Source organism: Enterococcus sp. MSG3290, assembly GCF_050555565.1.
GTDB classification, from domain to species: Bacteria; Bacillota; Bacilli; order Lactobacillales; family Enterococcaceae; genus Enterococcus_B; species Enterococcus_B faecium.
In genome coordinates, this window is sequence record NZ_CP187862.1 from 846,343 (window position 1) to 865,987 (window position 19,645).

Here is a 19,645-nt window from a genome sequence, read left to right on the forward strand (position 1 = left end):
ATGGATATTACCTTTATGGATGAAACAAACCAAGTCTCAGAAGAGAAAATGAAAGAAATCGATGACTTGCTGCAATTTGCAGCATCTTATTTAAAGATACCAGAGGAAACAGAAATGTCTGTTACTTTCATGGACAATGCAGCAATCCAAGTAATCAATCGTGATTACCGTGGAAAAGATGCACCGACAGACGTCATCAGTTTTGCTCTGGAAGAAGAAGGCGAAGACGAAATCCCAGTGATTTTTGAAGATGGAGAGAATCCATTGCCTCGTGTACTAGGAGACATCATGATCTCTATTGAACGTGCTGCTGAACAAGCAGAAGCTTACGGCCATTCATATGATCGGGAACTTGGCTTTTTAGCGGTACATGGATTCTTGCATATCAACGGGTATGACCATATGACACCAGAAGATGAGAAAGAAATGTTTGGTTTACAGAAAGAGATCTTGGATGCCTATGGACTCAAAAGATAAAAACGTAGAGAAAAACAAACATTTCCTGATGTCTGTGGAATTTGCTGTCCAAGGAGTCAAAACCGTTTTTGAGGAAGAACGCAATATGAGGAAACATGTTGCGTTCGGTATCCTTGCTTTATTTATGGGCGTGATTTTCCAGTTTGATCGGATAGAGTGGTTATGGCTGCTTTTAGCTGTTTTTCTCGTTTGGATAGTAGAGATCATCAATACTGTTTTTGAAAATGTAGTGGACATGTTTACGGATTTTCATTTTCATCCGATTGGGAAAAAAATCAAAGATATGGCAGCTGGAGCAGTTTTAGTGACCGCTTGTTTTGCTGTCATCATTGGGTTGATTTTATTTGTCCCTAAAATATATCATTTGTTGTTTAATTAAAAAGGAGAACGTATATGCCAGAACATAAATCAGGGTTTGTCGCAATCGTCGGCCGCCCGAATGTAGGAAAATCCACATTATTGAACCGAATCGTGGGTCAAAAAATTGCCATTATGAGTGACAAGGCACAGACAACTAGAAATAAAATCCAAGGAGTATATACTACACCAGAAGCTCAGCTGATTTTTATCGATACACCAGGAATCCATAAACCAAAGCATCGTCTAGGAGATTTTATGGTAGAAGCAGCTTACAGTGCGTTGAAAGAAGTGGATGCAGTCTTATTTATGATCAGTGCTGATCAAAAACGCGGTCGGGGAGACGATTTTATTATTGAACGTCTAAAAAACGTGCATTCTCCTGTTTATCTGATTATCAATAAAATCGATAAGATCCATCCAGACGAGTTGCTGGGAATCATCGAAGATTATTCAACGCAGATGCCTTTTGCACAAGTGATTCCGATCTCTGCTACAGAAGGAAACAATGTCGAACGCTTAATGGATGTATTAGTCAGTGAAATGCCAGAGGGCCCACAATATTTTCCAGATGATCAAGTGACTGATCATCCTGAATACTTCATCGTTTCTGAATTGATCCGTGAGAAAGTCTTGTTTTTAACACGAGACGAAGTGCCTCATTCTGTCGCAGTCGTTGTTGATTCGATGAAGCGAAACGAGAATGATAAAATCCATATCCAGGCCACGATCATCGTCGAAAGAGATAGCCAAAAAGGAATCATTATCGGCAAAGGCGGAAAAATGCTGAAGCAAGTAGGAACGAAAGCAAGAAAGGATATCGAAAATCTTTTAGGAGACAAAGTATTTCTAGAACTTTGGGTCAAAGTCCAAAAAGACTGGCGAGACAAAAAAGTCTATCTGCAAGACTTCGGCTACCGAAAAGATGAATACTGATATTCTGAACTTCTTATAGGTTAAGTATAGAAATAAACTGGATAAAAATCCGCACGTTGAGAAAAACGGCGGAAGATCGAAACATAAATAATCTGGATCGGCAGAATCTGCTTTTCCAGATTTATTTTTTAGGAGGGAGAATATGAGCCAGCTTGCAGAATCGAAAGGCTTGATTTTATCTAGCCGTAATTACAAAGAAAAAGATAAATTAGTCAAAATCTTTACGGAATCTTCTGGCAAAATGATGTTTTATATCAAAGGAATCCATCGGCAAAATCAGCCATTAGCTCCGGCTTTGCTCCCCTTTACCGAAGCAGTCTATATCGGTAATTTTCGAAGTGAAGGTTTGTCGTTTTTAAGCAGTGTCAAAGACGTCCATGCGTTTCGGAACATCCAAGAAGATATCTTTTTGAGCGGTTATGGTACGTATTTGCTAAATCTAGTAGATGCAGCAATCGAAGATCATCAATATGACCCGCATTTATTCCAATTTACGCAACAAGCTCTGCAGCGGATGGATCAAGGAGATGATGCAGAAATCATCACGAATATCTTTGAAGTTCAAATACTGCAACGCTTCGGAATCGCGCCAATTTGGACGCACTGTGTCGTATGCGGGGAAACAAAAGGAAAATTTGACTATTCTTCCAAATATGGCGGTGTGATATGCGAGAAACACTGGCCAATGGGCGAACACCGTTATCATGCAGATCCTCGCGCTGTTTATTTCGTTCGAATGTTTTCGGCTATTTCTTATGATAAGATCAGTGGAATCCACTTGAAAGAAGAAACGAAGCAGGCAATCCGTGACCTCATTGACCAGTTGTATGATGAATATGTCGGTATTCATCTAAAAAGCAAAAAGTTCATTGATCAAATGAAGTCTTGGGCACACGTATTAAAGACGCCAGAGAAAAATATGCCTGAAAAAGAGATACCTGAAAAAGAAGAATAAATGAAAGATACAACAAAAAAATCAAAACTATTTGACAAATACAGGGACTTCCGTCTATTATTAACCGTAGATTAAATAGATCGTTCACTGAGAGGATCTATTATAGAAACAAGAAAACTGCAAAATGAATACGTACATTGACCAAGATCAGTAAAAAACACGTGGTTTAGCGAGTTCGGGAGAGTGGAAGCCGGACCCAAACGATTTTTGAAGAGGCACTTGCGAGTACGATAAATGAAGCTGCCGAATCTTTATTCGGAAGTAGGGTGGAACCGCGAAATTATTCGTCCCTATGTCTGTAATCAGACATAGGGACTTTTTGTCGTTTTCTTTCCTGTATTCTTATTGACAGCAACGCTTAAAAATTGAAAGGGGCAAAACAGATGAGTAAAAAATTGACCGTCCAAGATATGATTTTAACATTACAAAAATTTTGGTCATCAAACGGCTGCATGCTGATGCAAGCTTATGATACAGAAAAAGGAGCAGGTACGATGAGCCCATATACATTCTTACGGGCAATCGGACCGGAACCATGGAATGCTGCTTATGTAGAGCCATCCCGCCGACCAGCTGACGGGCGTTATGGAGAAAACCCAAACCGTTTGTATCAGCATCATCAATTTCAAGTCGTAATGAAACCTTCACCTGAAAATATCCAAGAGCTTTATTTAGAAAGCTTGCGTCTTTTAGGAATTGATCCATTAGAACACGATATTCGTTTTGTTGAAGACAACTGGGAGAACCCATCGATGGGTTGTGCCGGTGTGGGCTGGGAAGTATGGCTTGATGGGATGGAGATCACACAATTCACGTACTTCCAGCAAGTCGGAGGACTACCTTGTAAACCAGTTACTTCTGAGATCACTTATGGACTAGAACGTCTTGCTTCATATATTCAAGAAGTTGAAAGTGTCTATGACTTGGAATGGGCTGATGGCGTGAAATATGGCGAGATCTTCAAACAACCAGAATATGAACATTCCAAATATTCTTTTGAAGTAAGCGACCAAGACTTGCTACTAAGTAACTTTGACCGTTTTGAAAAAGAAGCTAAACGCTGTATCGATGAAAATCTTGTTCATCCAGCGTATGATTATATTTTGAAATGTAGCCATACATTCAATTTATTAGATGCTCGCGGTGCAGTATCCGTAACAGAGCGTGCAGGTTATCTTTCCCGCATCCGCAACATGGCTCGTGCTGTAGCCAAAATCTTTGTGGCAGAACGCGAAAAATTAGGATTCCCTTTATTGAATAAAAACACAGCAAATCCAGAAAACGTGAAGGAGGCTGAATAAGATGGCAAAAGACTTATTACTTGAAATCGGGCTGGAAGAAATGCCTGCTCATGTAGTCACACCAAGCATGAAACAATTAGAAGAAAAAACAGCAAAATTTTTAGATGAAAACCAATTGACTTATGATACGATCGAAACGTTTTCTACACCGCGCCGCTTAGCAATCAAAGTAACAAACATTCCAGAACGTCAAGCAGACAGCGAAGAAGAAGTCAAAGGACCAGCCAAAAAAATTGCTTTGGACGCAGATGGAAACTGGACGAAAGCAGCTGAAGGATTTGTCCGCGGACAAGGTCTGACGACAGATGCTATCACTTTTAGAGAATTAAAAGGCGTGGAATATGTCTATGTAACGAAATACACTCACGGCAAAGAAGCAAAAGAAGTATTGACAGGTTTAGCAGATGTCATTAAAAGCCTCACTTTCCCAGTAACGATGCACTGGGCAGAATACGATTTTGAATATATTCGCCCTATTCACTGGATCGTGGCATTGTTAGATGACGAAATAATCCCGTTTGAGATCTTGGATGTCAAAACAGACAGAGCTTCAAGAGGTCATCGTTTCTTAGGCGAAGATGTGACATTTACGCATGCAAAAGAATACGAAGAAAAATTAAATGAACAATTTGTTATTGCTTCACCGCAAAAAAGAAAAGAAATGATCATCACACAAGCAAACGAATTAGCAGAAAAAAATCACTGGATCATTGATCTAGATGAAGATTTACTAGAAGAAGTCAACAATCTAGTCGAATATCCAACTGTCTTTTCTGGCGACTTCGAAGAAAAATATCTATCTGTTCCTGAAGAAGTACTAGTCACTTCTATGAAAGAACATCAACGTTATTTCGAAGTACGGAACGATCAAGGTATGTTGCTTCCTCATTTTATTTCTGCTCGTAATGGCGATCGGGTAAAATTGGAAAATGTGGTACGAGGCAATCAAAAAGTATTGACTGCTCGTTTAGAAGATGCGGAATTCTTTTATAATGAAGACAAGAAAGCTTCAATCGACCAATACGTTGAAAAATTAAAAACTGTTACTTTCCATGAAAAAATCGGTAGCATCTACGAGAAAATGCAACGGGTACAAGTCATCGCCCGCATTATAGGCGAACAAGTAGGACTATCTGAGGAAGAATTGATGGATCTGCAACGCGCTGCTGAAATCTATAAATTTGATCTAGTAACCAACATGGTAGGAGAATTCCCTGAACTACAAGGGATCATGGGAGAAAAATATGCTCTGCTTAAAGGCGAGAAACCAGCCGTAGCAACAGCGATCCGTGAACATTACATGCCTATATCCAGTGAAGGAGATCTACCTGAGACTACAGTAGGTTCTGTTTTAGCGATTGCTGATAAATTAGATAGTATCTTTTCTTTCTTTGCAGTTGGGATGATCCCAAGTGGCTCAAACGATCCATATGCTTTGCGCCGTCAAGCATATGGTGTCGTTCGAATCATCGAATCGAAAAAATGGGCCTTTCCTTTGTCTGTTCTGCAAGAAACGATTAGTGAAGTTATCAGTAAAGATACGGATCGTTTTGGCATTGGCTTGTCAGCGGGACAACAACAGGTGATCGACTTTATCAAAGGCCGTCTGCGCCAATTATTGACAACTAAGAATATTCGTCATGATGTCATCGAAGCTGTTTTGAACGCAGAACAAAAAGATCTGACAAAAGTATTTGCAGCAGCACAATTGTTCAAGCAGCATCTTGCAGATGAAGACTTCAAACCATCGATGGAAGCTTTGACACGTGTCGTGAACTTAGCGAAAAAAGCGGAGCTTGAAAAACAATCAGAAGTAGACCCTGAACTGTTCGAAAACGAAGCGGAGAAAGAACTGCACAAAGCAGTAGAGGCAATGAAAACAAGCTTTGCTGACCAAACGATCAACGAAAATTATGATCAGCTTGTAAGCCTTCGCCCACTGATCGAAAATTATTTTGATCAGACGATGGTCATGGCAGAAGAACCAGCAGTACGTAAGAACCGATTAACGCAATTAAGTCAAATTGCTGCCATGGCTTTGTCACTAGCAAGTTTAGATCAAATCATCACAAAATAATTTCTAATATGTAAATAAACCAGAGAACAGGCACAAAATAGGCTATTTCTCTGGTTTATTTGTTATAAATATAAATAACTATTATTAATTCAATGTTAATTTTTTTTGTTATTTTATTTTTTGTGTAACTTTTAAAAACACCTATGAAAATTAAGGAAATAAAAATGAAATCGATTAATTGTTATCTTATTAATGTTTTATTTATTTTTAAATCGTAAATTGCCCTAGTCAAGAAAACAGTTTGTGGTATGATTATATAGGGAAAACTTGTTTACAAATATTTCTGTGAATATATTAGTTTAATTATGTTTTTAAAATAAAAAGCTGTCATTTTTATGTAAGTGAATTATATCTTAATTTATCTATCATCAATACTTAGGAGTGAATCTATGGAAAAGCCATTCGTCAAGTCATTGACTGCTGTGGCGGTAGGTGCAGGTGCTATTGCGATCTGTTTGTTTGGTTACCATATCAATAATCAGCGGCAACATCAGCAACGGATCAATTATGCAGAATCTGCCATCACCAATCAAAAAGACACCTTGACTTCTTTATCGAAAGAAGTAGACAAGCTGTATAGTACAAAAGAAAAAATTTTTCTAAACCCTGAAATAACAGAAGAAACAATTACAAGTTTGTCCCATAAGCTATCCTCTGTCAAACTTTCAGCAGATGATTACGACATCAAAGAATCAGAATTGCCTAAAGAAGCTGTTGCAATCCAAGATGAGAAGAAAGCAATCGTGACACAGTTAGATAGTGCAGAATCAAAACTGAAGATCCAGACAGCTGTCAACGATTTATTTACTAAAAATGTATCAAACTGGCAGCAAGCTGTAGACGATGTCGTCATCAAAGAAAAGGTGACAAGTGCAGATGTCGCTCGTGTACGTGAAAATATGAGCTTTTTTAAAGATAGTCCTTGGAAAACGGTTGTTATGCAATATCTAGGATTCGCTGATACTCAGATCGCGCAAGTCACGCAACTAGATCAGTTATTCGATACGATGTTGAAGGATGGTCAAGTGACTGCCACCGCTACTTACGATCAATATTTGACGGTGCTCAGTCAAATAGAGCAGATCCGGAATGAAAAAATACGCGCAGCATACGCAACAAAAGCACAAACTGTTGCTCAGCAAATGGGCTATAGCAATATAAGCTATTGACAGTTAAAACGTTGATTCAAGCAAGGTTAGCAAACGGAGGAAACTATGGCAAGTCGAAGAAGAAAATCAAGAGGGAAAAAAATATTTCTGATTATTTTAGCAGTTCTTATCGTATTAGTATTAGCAATTGTAGGAGTAGGAGCAAAATTATATCTGGATCTCTCACATTCTATTGAGAAAACTTACGAATCAGTGGAACGAACCCAAGGAGAACGAACGAAACCAGTTGATCTGGACAAACAAGAATCTTTCTCTGTTCTATTGATGGGGATTGATACTGGAGATTTAGGTCGGGTCGATCAAGGAAGATCAGATACGATGATGGTTGCCACAGTCAGTCCTGAAGACAAACAGACAACGATCGTCAGCATTCCTCGAGATACGTATGTCGACATCGTAGGTCGTGACACAAAAGACAAGATCAACCACGCTTACGCATTCGGCGGAGCTGCCATGGCGATGGATACCGTACAAAAATATGTAGACATCCCAATCGATCACTATGTCTCTATCAATATGAAAGGGCTAAAGGAACTCGTTGATGCAGTTGGTGGTATCGAAGTCAATAATGACCTCACTTTCTCACAAGATGGCTATGACTTTACAATCGGTAAAATCACATTGAACGGGGATCAGGCATTATCTTATTCTCGTATGCGTTATGAAGATCCAAACGGTGACTATGGTAGACAAGAGCGTCAAAGAAAGATCGTAGAAGGCGTAGCAAAAAAAGTATTGAGTCTAAACGGTGTCAGCAACTATCAATCCGTTTTGAATGCCCTAGAGTCGAATATGAAAACAGACATGAGCTTTGATGAAATGAAAAAAATCGCTTTAGATTATCGGGAGGCATTTGGTACGATCAAGCAAGATCAGTTGCAAGGAGAAGGCTTCATGCAAGATAATATCTCCTATCAAAAAGTCAGCGATCAAGAACTTGATCGTGTGAAAAAAGAATTAAAAGATCAAATGAATCTAGAGAATAAATAGGAAAGTGGAGAAAAAATGGAAGAGACAATCAGCTTGAAAGAAATTTTTGAAACATTACGCAAACACTTGGCAACAATCATCATCTCAATGTTTGCTGGCTTGGCCATCTCAGGAATCGTAACATTTTTCATCTTGACACCCAAATACAGTTCACAAGCACAATTGATCGTGACGCTGCCACAATCAGACACTGCAAATGTCAATGATGTCAATACGAACCTGCAAATGATCAATACGTATAAAGATATGATCGTTAGTGATTTAGTGCTCAATGAAGTCAAAGACCGTTTAGAGACAGAAGATAATGTGAAAATGACTGCTGGACAAATCAAAGATGTTATCTCAGTCAATCAGTCAGAAAACTCACAAATGTTCTCGATCCAGGCAATAAGCACGAATGCAGTGACTGCTCAACAGATCGCTAACACAACTTCCCAAGTTTTCCAAGAGAATGCAAAAGACGTGATGAATGTCGATAAAATTTCGATTATTTCAGGTGCAGTTGCCAATACGACACCTGTTTCGCCAAATAATAAATTGAATCTAGTGATTGGCTTAGTATTAGGAATGATGGTAGGCGTAGGTCTGGCATTCTTATTCGAATTACTTGATCGGACAGTGAAAGATGAAAAATATGTGACGGATACATTAGGATTCCCAATCTTAGGAACAGTTCCAGAAATGTCAGCGAAAGAATTGAACGCTGGTATCCGTAAAAAAGGACCAGCTCCTGCACGACCAAAAGCTACAAACGATAAAACAGCCCCATCACGCAGAAGCCGCTCAAGAGTCTAGGAGGAAGAAAAATGGCACGAACACAGAAACAAAAAGCAGCACAAACTCATGCAGTCAGTTTGATCACATTAACAAACCCATCTTCACCAATCGCCGAACAATATCGTACGATCCGGACGAATATCCAGTTTGCCTCCGCAGCTGGTCAGCAAATCAAAACGATTGTCGTGACTTCATCAGGTCCTGGAGAAGGGAAATCCACCACTTCAGCAAACATTGCAGTCGTTTTTGCTAAATCAGGTCAACGAGTTCTACTAGTCGATGCAGATTTACGTAAACCCGTCGTCTATAAGACATTCCAGCTGAACAATGCCAGTGGATTAAGTACAGCACTTAGTTCATCAGGAAGTGTAGCAGATGTGATCCAACGAACGCCAGTCGAGAACTTGTCGATTTTGCCTAGTGGGCCTAAGCCACCCAACCCATCCGAATTGTTAAGCTCGCCAAGAATGGATCAGATCCTAGCCGAAGCAAGACAGTTATTTGACGTGGTGATATTCGATATGCCACCAGTAGTAGCCGTAACAGATGCACAGATCATGTCTTCAAAAACGGATGGCACTTTATTGGTCGTACGTGAAAATACGTCACGTAAAGAATCCTTGACTAAAGCAAAAGAACTGCTGGAGATGGTACAAGCACGAGTCTTAGGTGTTGTGTACAACGGAGCAGAACATAGCAAAGATGCTGGTTATTACTACGGAAATTAAGGAATAAGAAGAGAGGAGACAAGAGAAATGATCGATCTACATTGCCATATCCTACCAGGAATCGATGACGGGGCAGAAAACTTAGAAGCAAGTATTGCAATGGCTGAAAAAGCGATTCAGCAAGGCATCACGCATATTTTATGCACACCACACCATAATAATGGAAAATACAGCAATGAAAAATCACAAGTCATTTCTCTAGTCGCTTCGTTACAAGCAGAATTAGAGAAAAGACAATTGCCTTTGACGTTATTGGAAGGACAAGAAGTACGTATTACCGGAACGCTCATCGAAGACATCCATCGAGATGAAATTTTATTTACAGATTTAGATGATACATATCTTCTGATCGAATTTCCGACACTGGAAGTGCCGTTATATGCAGAACGGCTTTTTTTTGAGTTGTTAGAACTAGGAAAGACACCAGTGATCGTCCATCCAGAACGTAATGCGCATTTTCGCGAAGACCCGAATCATTTAATTCCGTTCCTAGATATGGGATGTTTGGCCCAACTTACTGCGCCAAGTTATGTTGGGGTATTTGGCAAAGATATCCAGAAAACAGCCAAAACGATGGTCAAACATAATCTCGTGCAGATGGCTGCTTCTGATGCCCATGGGGTCTCTAAGCGCACCTTTTACTTAAAAGAGTGCTATGAACAGATTGCCAAGGACTTTGGTAAGGAAAAAGTAGTACAGATGAAACAAGTCGCAAAGGATCTGATCAACGGGGATGAAATCAGTTATCCAATCTATGAAGAGGTAAAAAAGAAGAAGTTTGGTTTATTTTAGGGGGAATTAAAAAGTGTTTATATTAACAAGAAGAAGAAAAATTGCCACATTGGTTTTTGTGGACAGCTTGTTATTAATTGCTGCAAATATTGCAGCAGCTAAATTCATGAAGCCGTTTGTAGCTATACCAATGGACCTTATTTTAATCTCTATCGGTTTGTCGATTGGTTTTTATTTATTTTATGGTAGTTTATTCAAAGTTTTCACTCGGATCAATCGCTATACAAATTTAAGAGAGATCATTGCAATTTTTAGTTCACTATCTGCAAGTGCTGCCTCAAGTATCCTCATACTGCTGTTCATTAATCGGCGATACAGTTTACGGTTAGTTATCTTTGCTTATCTGCTTTCGCTCTTATTGATCATCGGTAGCCGATTGATCTGGCGTATCTACATCGAAACAAAAAATATGAGATACGTATCAGCAGATTCTGCTAAAAATACCTTGATTGTTGGTGCTGGCGAAGGCGGGCGTATTTTATACAACAGCTTTCTTGGATCCAAAACGGCTCAAGATATCCACGTTGTCGGGTTTGTAGATGATGATCCAAATAAAAGAAATACGTATCTTTCAGGAAAAAAAGTATTAGGTGCATTAAAAGATATTCCGGAATTGATTGAAAAATATGACATTCAAATGGTAACGATCGCTATCCCTTCCTTATCAAGAAAAAAATTACGACGAATCTTCGAGTTAGTCGAATCCGCTCGTGTGAAAGTCAACACGATGCCTTCTATAGAAGAACTTGCTTCAGGAAAAATTAGCGTATCAAAATTAAAAACAATTGACGTAGTGGATTTACTGGGAAGAGATGAGGTAAAGCTGGATATTGAATCCATCAAAGATCAGATCACAGACAAAGTCATTCTTGTCACCGGTGCAGGAGGATCAATTGGTTCAGAAATCTGCCGGCAAATCATCCAATTTGTCCCTGCAAAACTATTACTTTTAGGTCATGGGGAGAACTCGATCTACTTGATTGACCGTGAGTTACGCACGCATCATCAAAATTGTCCTACAGAAATCGTACCGATCATCGCAGATATCCAAGATCGTGAGAAAATCAATGAGATCATGGAACAATATCATCCAGATATCGTCTACCATGCAGCTGCTCATAAACATGTACCACTGATGGAATATAATCCAAAAGAAGCAGTCAAAAACAATATTTTCGGTACAAAAAATGTAGCAGAAGCAGCTAAAGCAGCAAAAGTGAAAAACTTCGTCATGGTATCGACAGATAAAGCTAACAATCCTCCAAATGTCATGGGTTCAACAAAACGAATCGCTGAAATGATCGTGACTGGATTGAATGAAGAAGGCTGTACGAAATTCTCAGCTGTCAGATTTGGGAATGTCCTTGGTTCTCGCGGTAGTGTGATTCCAGTATTCAGAGAACAAATTGCTCAAGGTGGTCCAATCACTGTAACAGACTTTCGTATGACCCGATACTTCATGACGATTCCTGAAGCGAGTCGTTTAGTTATTCAATCTGGCGCATTAGCAAAAGGTGGCGAAATTTTTATTCTAGATATGAGTGAACCAGTGAAGATTGTAGACCTAGCGAAAAACATGATCCGATTGAGCGGGTATAGCGAAGACGAAATCGAAATCATTGAAACAGGTATCCGTCCAGGGGAAAAACTATATGAAGAACTATTGTTGGATAAGGAAAGAAATGATGAAGCAGTTTATGAGAAAATCTTTGTAGGAAACATCAAAGGCTACTCAATACAAAAAGTGATGGATTTTGTTAAGAGCCTGCCGCAAGACGATGAACAATTGGCTAAAGACATTGTCACTTTTGCAAATGCTTCGAATAAGTAGGGGGAGTAAAGTGTATAAAGACGGTTTAAAAAGAGGGATAGATTTTTTATTATCTTTAGTTGGTATCATCGTATTGTCACCGATCCTTTTGATTCTATGTATAGCTATCAAAATCGATTCAAAAGGTCCAGTCATCTTCAAACAAAAACGGGTAGGAAAAAACAAATCCCATTTTTATATCTATAAATTCCGAACGATGAAAGTAGATACGCCTCAAGAGACACCAACTCATTTGTTATCAAATCCTGACTTTTTTATTACACGAGTAGGAAAATTCCTTAGAAAAACAAGTCTGGATGAACTACCGCAATTATTTAATATATTAAAAGGGGACATGGCAGTCATCGGACCACGTCCAGCACTATGGAACCAATATGATTTGATTGAAGAACGAGACAAGTACCATGCAAATGATATCCGTCCAGGACTAACAGGGCTCGCACAGATCAGTGGACGAGATGAATTAGAGATCGACTACAAAGCACGTTTAGATGGACAGTACACAGCAAATATCACGCCATGGATGGATCTAAAATGCTTTTTTGGAACCATAATCTCCGTCTTTAAAAGCGACGGCGTTGTCGAAGGCGGAACTGGTTCGGTGAAAAAGGAGGATGCAAAATGAAAAAGATCCTGATTACTGGTGCAAACAGCTATATCGGTACATCCTTCAAAAAATGGATGACACAATTTCAAGACGAGTATCAAATCGACACACTAAGTGTACGAGGTGACGCGTGGAGAGAACATGACTTTTCGGGGTATGATACGGTTTTTCATGTAGCAGGTATCGCGCACGCAGATGTATCCAAAGTAAGCGAAGAAACAAAGCAGCTCTATTATGCGGTCAACCGAGACCTTGCGATTGAGACCGCAAAAAAATATAAACAAGATCTATCAGGAAAAAAGGGCCAATTCATTTATATGAGCTCCATCATTATTTATGGTGAAGAAACAAATATCAACAAAAAACGTGTAATCACATCAGATACCAAACCAAATCCTTCCAATTTCTATGGCGACAGCAAACTGCAAGCGGAGATTGGCTTACAACCATTAGACGACGATACTTTCCATGTCGCTATTTTACGTCCGCCAATGATCTATGGACCGGGGAGTAAGGGAAACTATCAACAATTGGTGAAGTTGGCAAATAAATTACCTATTTTTCCTGATGTAAAAAATGAACGATCAATGCTACATATTGATAAGTTGTCTGAGTTTATCAAAGAACGCATTGATGCTCAAGACAGTGGTGTATTTTTCCCACAAAATGATCAATATGTTCGCACAAGTCATATGGTGAGAGATATTGCTCAAGAAAATGGAAAAAAAATTTACCTTTTCTCTTATATGAATTGGGCAATACGCTTACTCGGATATGTACCAGGAAAAATCGGAAGATTAACGAATAAGGCGTTTGGGAATTTGGTTTATGAGAAAAGAAATTATAAGGGGAGACAAGATGAATAAGTTTACTACTTACTCAGTTTTAATGTCAGTATACTATAAAGAGAAACCAGAATATTTAGTAGAAAGCATAGAAAGTATCGTTAATCAGTCTATTTTAACAGATGATTTTGTTATTGTAAAAGATGGACCGCTAACACCAGAGTTAGATTTAATTTTAGATAAATATTCAAAAAAGTTTTCTTTTATAAAATTAATTAGTTTGGAAAAAAATATCGGATTAGGTTTAGCTTTAAATGCAGGGTTAGCAAATTGTAAAAATGAATTAGTAGCTCGAATGGATAGCGACGACATTAGTCTTTCAACCAGATGTGAACACCAGCTCAATAGATTTAATTCTAAAGAGGAATTGGTAATATTAGGAACTCAGATTGCTGAATTTTATACAACACCGAAAGATATCGTAAGTATGCGACAGGTTCCAACGAAGTTTGATGAAATAATCGAATTTTCAAGAAGAAGAAGTCCATTTAATCATCCAACTGTAATGTATAAGAAATCAAGAATTTTAGAATTAGGTGGATATAAAGATGTCCGTAGGAAAGAAGATCTTGAACTTTTTTTAAATGCTTTAAATAATGAATATTACTCGGAAAACTTAGATGAAATAGGACTGTACTTTAGATCAAATGAGGATAATTATTTGAGAAGAAAAGACAAGGTGAATTGCATAAACTATATTTCAACAATCTATTCATATTATAAAAAAAAATATTGTGATTTTTTTGATTTATCTTATGTGGTTATAAGTCAGTTGTTTTTTATGATAGCTCCAAAAAAAGTATTGAAATTTGTATCTAATAAGTACCTAAGGAAAAGCGTAAATTAAATGAATATTAATTTAATATTACATTTAATAGTGAAGTTTTTGGAGGCCGCTATTTCTGATTACAATAAAATAATTTAAAGGCAAGGAATCCGTGTATGAACGTTTTATTTTTTTATCTAGTATATGTGACGATCCTCTCATTTTCATTTATCAAAAAAAGGTCAAATATTCTTTTATTTTTTAGTCTAATACCTTTTTGGTTTCTTGGATCGTTTAGACATTTATCAATCGGAAATGATTCTATGGAGTATGCTCGAGTATTTCAAACAATAGGTCAAGGTTCTTGGGAGGGATATAAAGAACGTTATGAACTGGGTTTTTTATTTTTAAATAGACTACTAAATTTAGTTAGTAAAAACTATATATTGTTATTCGCAGTGTGTATGTTTATAGTCATAATAGCCCTATATATATATTTAAAAGAGTTCTCATCTCTATGGGGTTTTTCTATCGCAATGTTCTTTTTATTGAGATATTTTGATATGTCAATGAATGTTATTCGTCTTTCAGTATCAATTGCTTTTGTTATGCTAAGTATCGTTGCATTAAAAAAGTCAAGAATGATACTTTTTTTCGTAGGAATAGCTACTGCTTTTCTGTTTCACAGAACTGCTATTGTCGCTATATCATTTATTTTCATTTATAAAAGAAGAATTAAATTATCCTTTTTATCAATATCGATGCTTTCAACTTTGGTGATTCTTTTTAACTTATTTTTTATTAAAATATTAGTAATTTTATTGGAAATTTTTCCAATTTATAGTTACTACATTGATTCGGAATATTTAAATGGAAATGTCAGAATTGCTTCAGTACTAAAAATAATTTTATTTACTTTTATTTTCTCTGTAAGCTTTTATCTTGAAAGAAAAAATAGAAAGACTGAAACTAACTCTTTACACATTTCCAATGAAAATTATAATAAAAAAATTTTTAATTTAGATGACTTTTGCTTTAATTCCGGTTTAATAGGAATAGTTGTTTTACTGCTATCTCTTCAGTTTAATCTATTTGATAGAATTTCTGATTTTTTTCTTATCAACCTAATTGTCTATTTGCCAAATCAATTAGCGAAGATTAAAAATACAAAAAAAATCATTTTTTATATGTATCTTTTTCTTGCCTTTTTTATGCTATATTATCTAATTATTATTATTTTTAAACCCGAATGGAATAAAGTATACCCTTATTTATTTTATTGGAATTAGGAGAATAAACAATGAAACCTAGAGTACTAAACATAACTGCAGAGAGACCTTCTGGAGGCGTAGAGACTGTAATTAGAAATTTTGAAAAGAATTTTGATGAATCCATTATTTTTGATTTTCTGTTTTTCGGTTCAGAAGGAAATAATAAATTTGATAAAGATATGCGCGAACATGGACGTACTGTTCATATTTTGCCAGCTATCTCATTAAAAAAAATCAAACAAAATATAAAAAATATAGATGCTTTTTTTTCAAAGCATATAGAAGAATATAATATTTTGCATGTACATCATCCCAACATTGCTTTCTTAATTTCTCCAATAGCATCCAAATACGGTTTTAAAATCATCATAGGACACTCACATGCAACAAAGTATTCAGATAAAAAAATATCAGCACTAAGAAATTTTTTTCTACTTCTTGGTCGGAAAAAGTTTTTTTCAAATTTTATAGGCTGCTCAAATGAATCAGGTGCTTTTTTAGCTAAAGGAGGACAGTATAAGTTAATAAAAAATGCTATTGAGGCAGAGCGTTTTTCTTTTAATGAAGGAAAAAGAATTGGTATAAGAAAAGAACTTCATTTTGAGGATAAGTTTGTTATGGGATGTATAGGAAGATTTACTCCTCAAAAAAATCAAGAATTTTTGTTGAAAGTTGCAAGGGAACTAATAAATAATGATTATAAAAATTTTCTGATTCTTCTAATTGGTGAAGGACCAGATCAAAAGAAATTAGAAAATAAAATTGTAAAAATGAATTTGAGTGATTATGTGATGATAAGAAGTCATGAAAATAAAATTAGTGACTTTTTGAATTCATTGGATTTAATTTTAATGCCTTCAAAATTCGAAGGGTTTCCGATGGTCGCTATTGAAAGCTTAGCAAATGGATTGGATTTATTATTAAGCGATAAAATTACAAAGGATTTAACTGATGAAAAAACCTCCTTTTTATCTATTAGAAATACTGATGTTTGGGTACGCAAGATAATTGAGATCAGCAATAAAACGAGACTAAAACGAAATGAAAATAAAGCTATTTCATTAGGTTATGATATAAAGATAGAACAGAAGGAGTTAATTTTTTATTATCAAAACTTGTTAGAACAAAATATATCTATTAATGAATCGTAGTTAGAAAAATACTATTATAGATATGGTGTCTTAAATTTGAAGAATGTTTGGGTGCTATGTAGAAGTTAAATTTGTTATATATTATAAAAAAGCATATTTGGATATTTAAACATTTTTTGGAACATATTCTGAGAAGTTAAAAGCTATCGAGATAACATATAAGGGTAACTACATCCTATATGTTATCTCTTCAAAACTGTAATATTTTATTTTTATTAAAAAGGGGATAAAAGTTAATGACTGATGGTTCTGGGGTCAGTGTTGTTATTACAACGATTGGAAATACTACATTTCTTATGAAATCATTAGAAAGTGTTGTGAAACAAACTTACGATAATATTCAGATTATTGTTGTTTTGGATGGAGAAAATGCTGAATGTAGTACTTTTCTAAATAAATGGAAAGCTGATAATGAAGTTGAGCTTTGTTTTGTTAAAAATGAAACACGGCTTGGAGGAAATGAATCGAGAAATATAGGCATACAGAATGCAATCTATCCATGGGTGGCTTTACTTGATGATGATGATGAATGGTTACCGGATAAAATTGAAAAGCAAATGATAGCTATTGAAAATAGTAAAAATGCAGCTAACTCAATCTGCTTCACGTCTGTTCAAACGACTGATAGATTTCAGAGAAAAGTTATTCGTCCTAGAACATCCTACTCTGGTCAAGAAATAGGAGGATATCTATTTGGAACAAAGTTGGGACGAGCATATGGATTCATTCAAACATCAACAATTCTAGCAAGCAGAGAATTATTTTTAAAAAACCCATTTACTAGTGGTCTACCTAAGCATCAAGACTGGGACTGGGTAATACGTGCCGTAAAATTATTTAATTCAGAAATTATTCACGTGAATCTACCTTTAACCGTGTATAATATGAACCCAGCTCAAAGCGTGGGGAAAGTAAATAGATGGAGAGATTCTGAAAAGTGGCTAAAATCTGTGGAAACTTTAATATCTAAACAATCAAGAGAGAGTTTTCTGTTGAATGTTGTGATTGGAGGAATTGCAAAAGATTCTAATATAAAATCTGAAGACAAGAGAGAATTAATTAAGGAACGAATTCAAACAATATCATTAAGATCACGTTTTACAGTTCTTTATCTTAGAATTAAATTATTGACTCTAACTATAAAATAAAAGCTAGTTATATATTTTTGGACATATGATTATCATTCTTAGCAGTTATAAGTTGTTCTGCATCATTAAGATACTGGCTATTTATTTGGGCTATTTCTAATGTTTTCCGAAGTAAACGAATAAATTAATAAAAATAAATTGTTACTATTTCAGGAACAATTTTACGCTGATAGACAGTTTTAGTTACTTTGGTTAGCAATATAAATGGGTTTTTAAGTTTATAGAATTCTGTAGCTTATAACAAGAAATTCAGTATAAATGTTAACTATATGAAAAAATAAAGAAAAAGGGAGAATTTATATGAAAATTTCAGTATTTGGTTTAGGTTACGTTGGCTTAGCCAATGCCTTATTACTTAGCCAGCACGAAAATGTTAAAGCATATGATATCGTTGAGGAAAAGATCAATATGCTAAGAAACAGACAATCACCTTTAGAGGATAAAGAAGTTTACGAGTTTCTCGAACGGGATGATTTAAATGTGGAATTTACTAAAGATTTTGAGGAAGCTGTACTTTTTGGGGATTACTTGATCATCGCTACACCGACAGATTACGACGAAAAGAAAAACTACTTTAATACTTCCACAGTTGAAGATGTTATTGAAAAAGCTCTGATCATTCGACCAGATGCTACCTTTATTATTAAGTCAACTGTTCCCGTGGGATATACATTAGAATTAAAAGCAAAATTTAAAACAGAGAATATTATTTTTTCTCCAGAGTTTTTAAGAGAAGGGAAGGCATTGTATGATAACTTGCATCCTTCTCGAATTGTTGTAGGAGAGTGTTCTGATAGAGGGCAAGAAATAGCGGATATGTTTGAACGGAACGCTTTAGATAAAGATGTGCCAGTTCTTTTGACACATCCTACTGAAGCTGAAGCAATTAAATTGTTTTCAAACACTTATCTTGCTTTACGCGTAGCATATTTTAATGAGTTAGATACTTATGCTGAATCTCGAGGATTGAATACAAAACAAATCATTGAGGGAGTAGGGTTAGATCCTCGAATTGGCTCTCACTACAATAATCCCTCATTCGGTTACGGAGGATATTGTTTACCTAAAGATACAAAGCAGCTAAGAGCAAACTATGAAAATGTTCCAAGCAATATCATCAATGCAATTGTAGACGCAAATACGACAAGAAAAGATTTTATTGCAGAACAAATCATTGCTAAAAATCCTAAAATAGTTGGAATCTACCGTTTAACGATGAAAGCTAATTCAGATAATTTCCGTTATTCATCAATTCAAGGTGTTATGAAACGGATCAAAGCAAAAGGAATTGAAGTAGTTGTTTATGAACCAACATTAGATGCGGAAGATTTCTTTAATTCTAAAGTGGTTAAAGACTTTGAAGAATTTAAAACTATTTCAGATGTGATTGTATCGAACCGTGTTGAACCTGTACTTAATGATGTAGAGGATAAGGTTTATACGAGAGATATCTTTAGGAGGGATTAA

The 19,645-nt window shown here is 36.2% G+C and carries 19 protein-coding genes; all 19 read left to right on the forward strand.

Features of this window, described 5'->3' with window-relative positions; translation table 11 throughout:
• The 19 genes from ybeY (at position 1) to IGL31_RS04020 (ending at position 19,645) form a co-directional block, all read left to right on the forward strand.
• Complete coding sequence (gene ybeY, locus IGL31_RS03930) at positions 1-477, forward strand: rRNA maturation RNase YbeY (RefSeq protein ID WP_086299807.1); 477 nt, start codon at positions 1-3, stop codon at positions 475-477.
• A complete protein-coding gene (locus tag IGL31_RS03935) occupies positions 461-856 on the forward strand; it encodes a diacylglycerol kinase family protein (RefSeq protein ID WP_179189376.1) in 396 nt (131 codons plus the stop codon). Before ybeY ends, IGL31_RS03935 begins: the two co-directional genes overlap by 17 nt.
• 14 nt (positions 857-870) lie before the next feature.
• The gene (gene era, locus IGL31_RS03940) at positions 871-1,770 is read left to right on the forward strand and encodes a GTPase Era (protein WP_002288753.1); all 900 of its coding nucleotides are present in this window, start codon (positions 871-873) and stop codon (positions 1,768-1,770) included.
• A 142-nt stretch (positions 1,771-1,912) separates the two neighbouring features.
• Positions 1,913-2,725 carry a DNA repair protein RecO gene (gene recO, locus IGL31_RS03945; RefSeq protein ID WP_086299805.1) on the forward strand — a complete coding sequence of 271 codons (813 nt, stop codon included), beginning with the start codon at positions 1,913-1,915 and terminating at the stop codon, positions 2,723-2,725.
• A 383-nt stretch (positions 2,726-3,108) separates the two neighbouring features.
• A complete protein-coding gene (gene glyQ / locus IGL31_RS03950; RefSeq protein ID WP_002291706.1) occupies positions 3,109-4,026 on the forward strand; it encodes a glycine--tRNA ligase subunit alpha in 918 nt (305 codons plus the stop codon).
• Position 4,027: 1 nt separating this feature from the next.
• Positions 4,028-6,103, forward strand: a complete 2,076-nt coding sequence (glyS, locus tag IGL31_RS03955) for a glycine--tRNA ligase subunit beta (protein WP_002301247.1) — start codon at positions 4,028-4,030, stop codon at positions 6,101-6,103.
• 389 nt (positions 6,104-6,492) lie between these two features.
• Complete coding sequence (locus IGL31_RS03960; protein ID WP_086299804.1) at positions 6,493-7,272, forward strand: hypothetical protein; 780 nt, start codon at positions 6,493-6,495, stop codon at positions 7,270-7,272.
• A 45-nt stretch (positions 7,273-7,317) separates the two neighbouring features.
• The gene (locus IGL31_RS03965) at positions 7,318-8,262 is read left to right on the forward strand and encodes an LCP family protein (RefSeq protein ID WP_086299803.1); all 945 of its coding nucleotides are present in this window, start codon (positions 7,318-7,320) and stop codon (positions 8,260-8,262) included.
• 15 nt (positions 8,263-8,277) lie between these two features.
• Positions 8,278-9,057: a YveK family protein gene (locus tag IGL31_RS03970; protein ID WP_086299802.1), complete on the forward strand. Its 780-nt coding sequence runs from the start codon at positions 8,278-8,280 to the stop codon at positions 9,055-9,057.
• An 11-nt stretch (positions 9,058-9,068) separates the two neighbouring features.
• Positions 9,069-9,767, forward strand: coding sequence for a CpsD/CapB family tyrosine-protein kinase (locus IGL31_RS03975; RefSeq protein ID WP_086299801.1), 699 nt, complete (start codon positions 9,069-9,071; stop codon positions 9,765-9,767).
• 27 nt (positions 9,768-9,794) lie between these two features.
• The gene (locus IGL31_RS03980; protein WP_005874278.1) at positions 9,795-10,559 is read left to right on the forward strand and encodes a tyrosine-protein phosphatase; all 765 of its coding nucleotides are present in this window, start codon (positions 9,795-9,797) and stop codon (positions 10,557-10,559) included.
• 13 nt (positions 10,560-10,572) lie between these two features.
• Entirely contained in the window at positions 10,573-12,390 is a 1,818-nt protein-coding gene (locus tag IGL31_RS03985) for a polysaccharide biosynthesis protein (protein ID WP_086299800.1), read from the forward strand.
• Between the two features lie 10 nt (positions 12,391-12,400).
• Positions 12,401-13,015 (forward strand): sugar transferase, encoded by a 615-nt coding sequence (locus IGL31_RS03990; RefSeq protein WP_010724855.1) that lies wholly within the window; start codon positions 12,401-12,403, stop codon positions 13,013-13,015.
• Positions 13,012-13,863, forward strand: coding sequence for an NAD-dependent epimerase/dehydratase family protein (locus IGL31_RS03995; RefSeq protein ID WP_086299799.1), 852 nt, complete (start codon positions 13,012-13,014; stop codon positions 13,861-13,863). The genes IGL31_RS03990 and IGL31_RS03995 overlap by 4 nt, the downstream gene beginning before the upstream one ends.
• Positions 13,856-14,689: a glycosyltransferase gene (locus IGL31_RS04000; RefSeq protein ID WP_086299798.1), complete on the forward strand. Its 834-nt coding sequence runs from the start codon at positions 13,856-13,858 to the stop codon at positions 14,687-14,689. Before IGL31_RS03995 ends, IGL31_RS04000 begins: the two co-directional genes overlap by 8 nt.
• A gap of 95 nt (positions 14,690-14,784) precedes the next feature.
• Positions 14,785-15,897, forward strand: coding sequence for an EpsG family protein (locus tag IGL31_RS04005; protein ID WP_086299797.1), 1,113 nt, complete (start codon positions 14,785-14,787; stop codon positions 15,895-15,897).
• A gap of 11 nt (positions 15,898-15,908) precedes the next feature.
• The gene (locus IGL31_RS04010; protein WP_086299796.1) at positions 15,909-17,030 is read left to right on the forward strand and encodes a glycosyltransferase; all 1,122 of its coding nucleotides are present in this window, start codon (positions 15,909-15,911) and stop codon (positions 17,028-17,030) included.
• Positions 17,031-17,266: 236 nt separating this feature from the next.
• The gene (locus IGL31_RS04015; RefSeq protein WP_086299795.1) at positions 17,267-18,178 is read left to right on the forward strand and encodes a glycosyltransferase family A protein; all 912 of its coding nucleotides are present in this window, start codon (positions 17,267-17,269) and stop codon (positions 18,176-18,178) included.
• A gap of 300 nt (positions 18,179-18,478) precedes the next feature.
• Positions 18,479-19,645: a nucleotide sugar dehydrogenase gene (locus IGL31_RS04020; protein WP_086299794.1), complete on the forward strand. Its 1,167-nt coding sequence runs from the start codon at positions 18,479-18,481 to the stop codon at positions 19,643-19,645.

Bases quoted from the DNA above. Each gene is read 5' to 3' on its own strand.
- era (WP_002288753.1), top strand. From the start codon at position 871: ATGCCAGAACATAAATCAGGGTTTGTCGCAATCGTCGGCCGCCCGAAT.
- IGL31_RS03965 (WP_086299803.1), top strand. From the start codon at position 7,318: ATGGCAAGTCGAAGAAGAAAATCAAGAGGGAAAAAAATATTTCTGATT.
- IGL31_RS03980 (WP_005874278.1), top strand. From the start codon at position 9,795: ATGATCGATCTACATTGCCATATCCTACCAGGAATCGATGACGGGGCA.
- IGL31_RS03935 (WP_179189376.1), top strand. From the start codon at position 461: ATGGACTCAAAAGATAAAAACGTAGAGAAAAACAAACATTTCCTGATG.
- IGL31_RS03960 (WP_086299804.1), top strand. From the start codon at position 6,493: ATGGAAAAGCCATTCGTCAAGTCATTGACTGCTGTGGCGGTAGGTGCA.
- IGL31_RS04005 (WP_086299797.1), top strand. From the start codon at position 14,785: ATGAACGTTTTATTTTTTTATCTAGTATATGTGACGATCCTCTCATTT.
- IGL31_RS03975 (WP_086299801.1), top strand. From the start codon at position 9,069: ATGGCACGAACACAGAAACAAAAAGCAGCACAAACTCATGCAGTCAGT.
- IGL31_RS04020 (WP_086299794.1), top strand. From the start codon at position 18,479: ATGAAAATTTCAGTATTTGGTTTAGGTTACGTTGGCTTAGCCAATGCC.
- IGL31_RS04000 (WP_086299798.1), top strand. From the start codon at position 13,856: ATGAATAAGTTTACTACTTACTCAGTTTTAATGTCAGTATACTATAAA.
- glyQ (WP_002291706.1), top strand. From the start codon at position 3,109: ATGAGTAAAAAATTGACCGTCCAAGATATGATTTTAACATTACAAAAA.
- IGL31_RS04010 (WP_086299796.1), top strand. From the start codon at position 15,909: ATGAAACCTAGAGTACTAAACATAACTGCAGAGAGACCTTCTGGAGGC.
- ybeY (WP_086299807.1), top strand. From the start codon at position 1: ATGGATATTACCTTTATGGATGAAACAAACCAAGTCTCAGAAGAGAAA.
- IGL31_RS03995 (WP_086299799.1), top strand. From the start codon at position 13,012: ATGAAAAAGATCCTGATTACTGGTGCAAACAGCTATATCGGTACATCC.
- IGL31_RS03970 (WP_086299802.1), top strand. From the start codon at position 8,278: ATGGAAGAGACAATCAGCTTGAAAGAAATTTTTGAAACATTACGCAAA.
- IGL31_RS04015 (WP_086299795.1), top strand. From the start codon at position 17,267: ATGACTGATGGTTCTGGGGTCAGTGTTGTTATTACAACGATTGGAAAT.
- glyS (WP_002301247.1), top strand. From the start codon at position 4,028: ATGGCAAAAGACTTATTACTTGAAATCGGGCTGGAAGAAATGCCTGCT.
- recO (WP_086299805.1), top strand. From the start codon at position 1,913: ATGAGCCAGCTTGCAGAATCGAAAGGCTTGATTTTATCTAGCCGTAAT.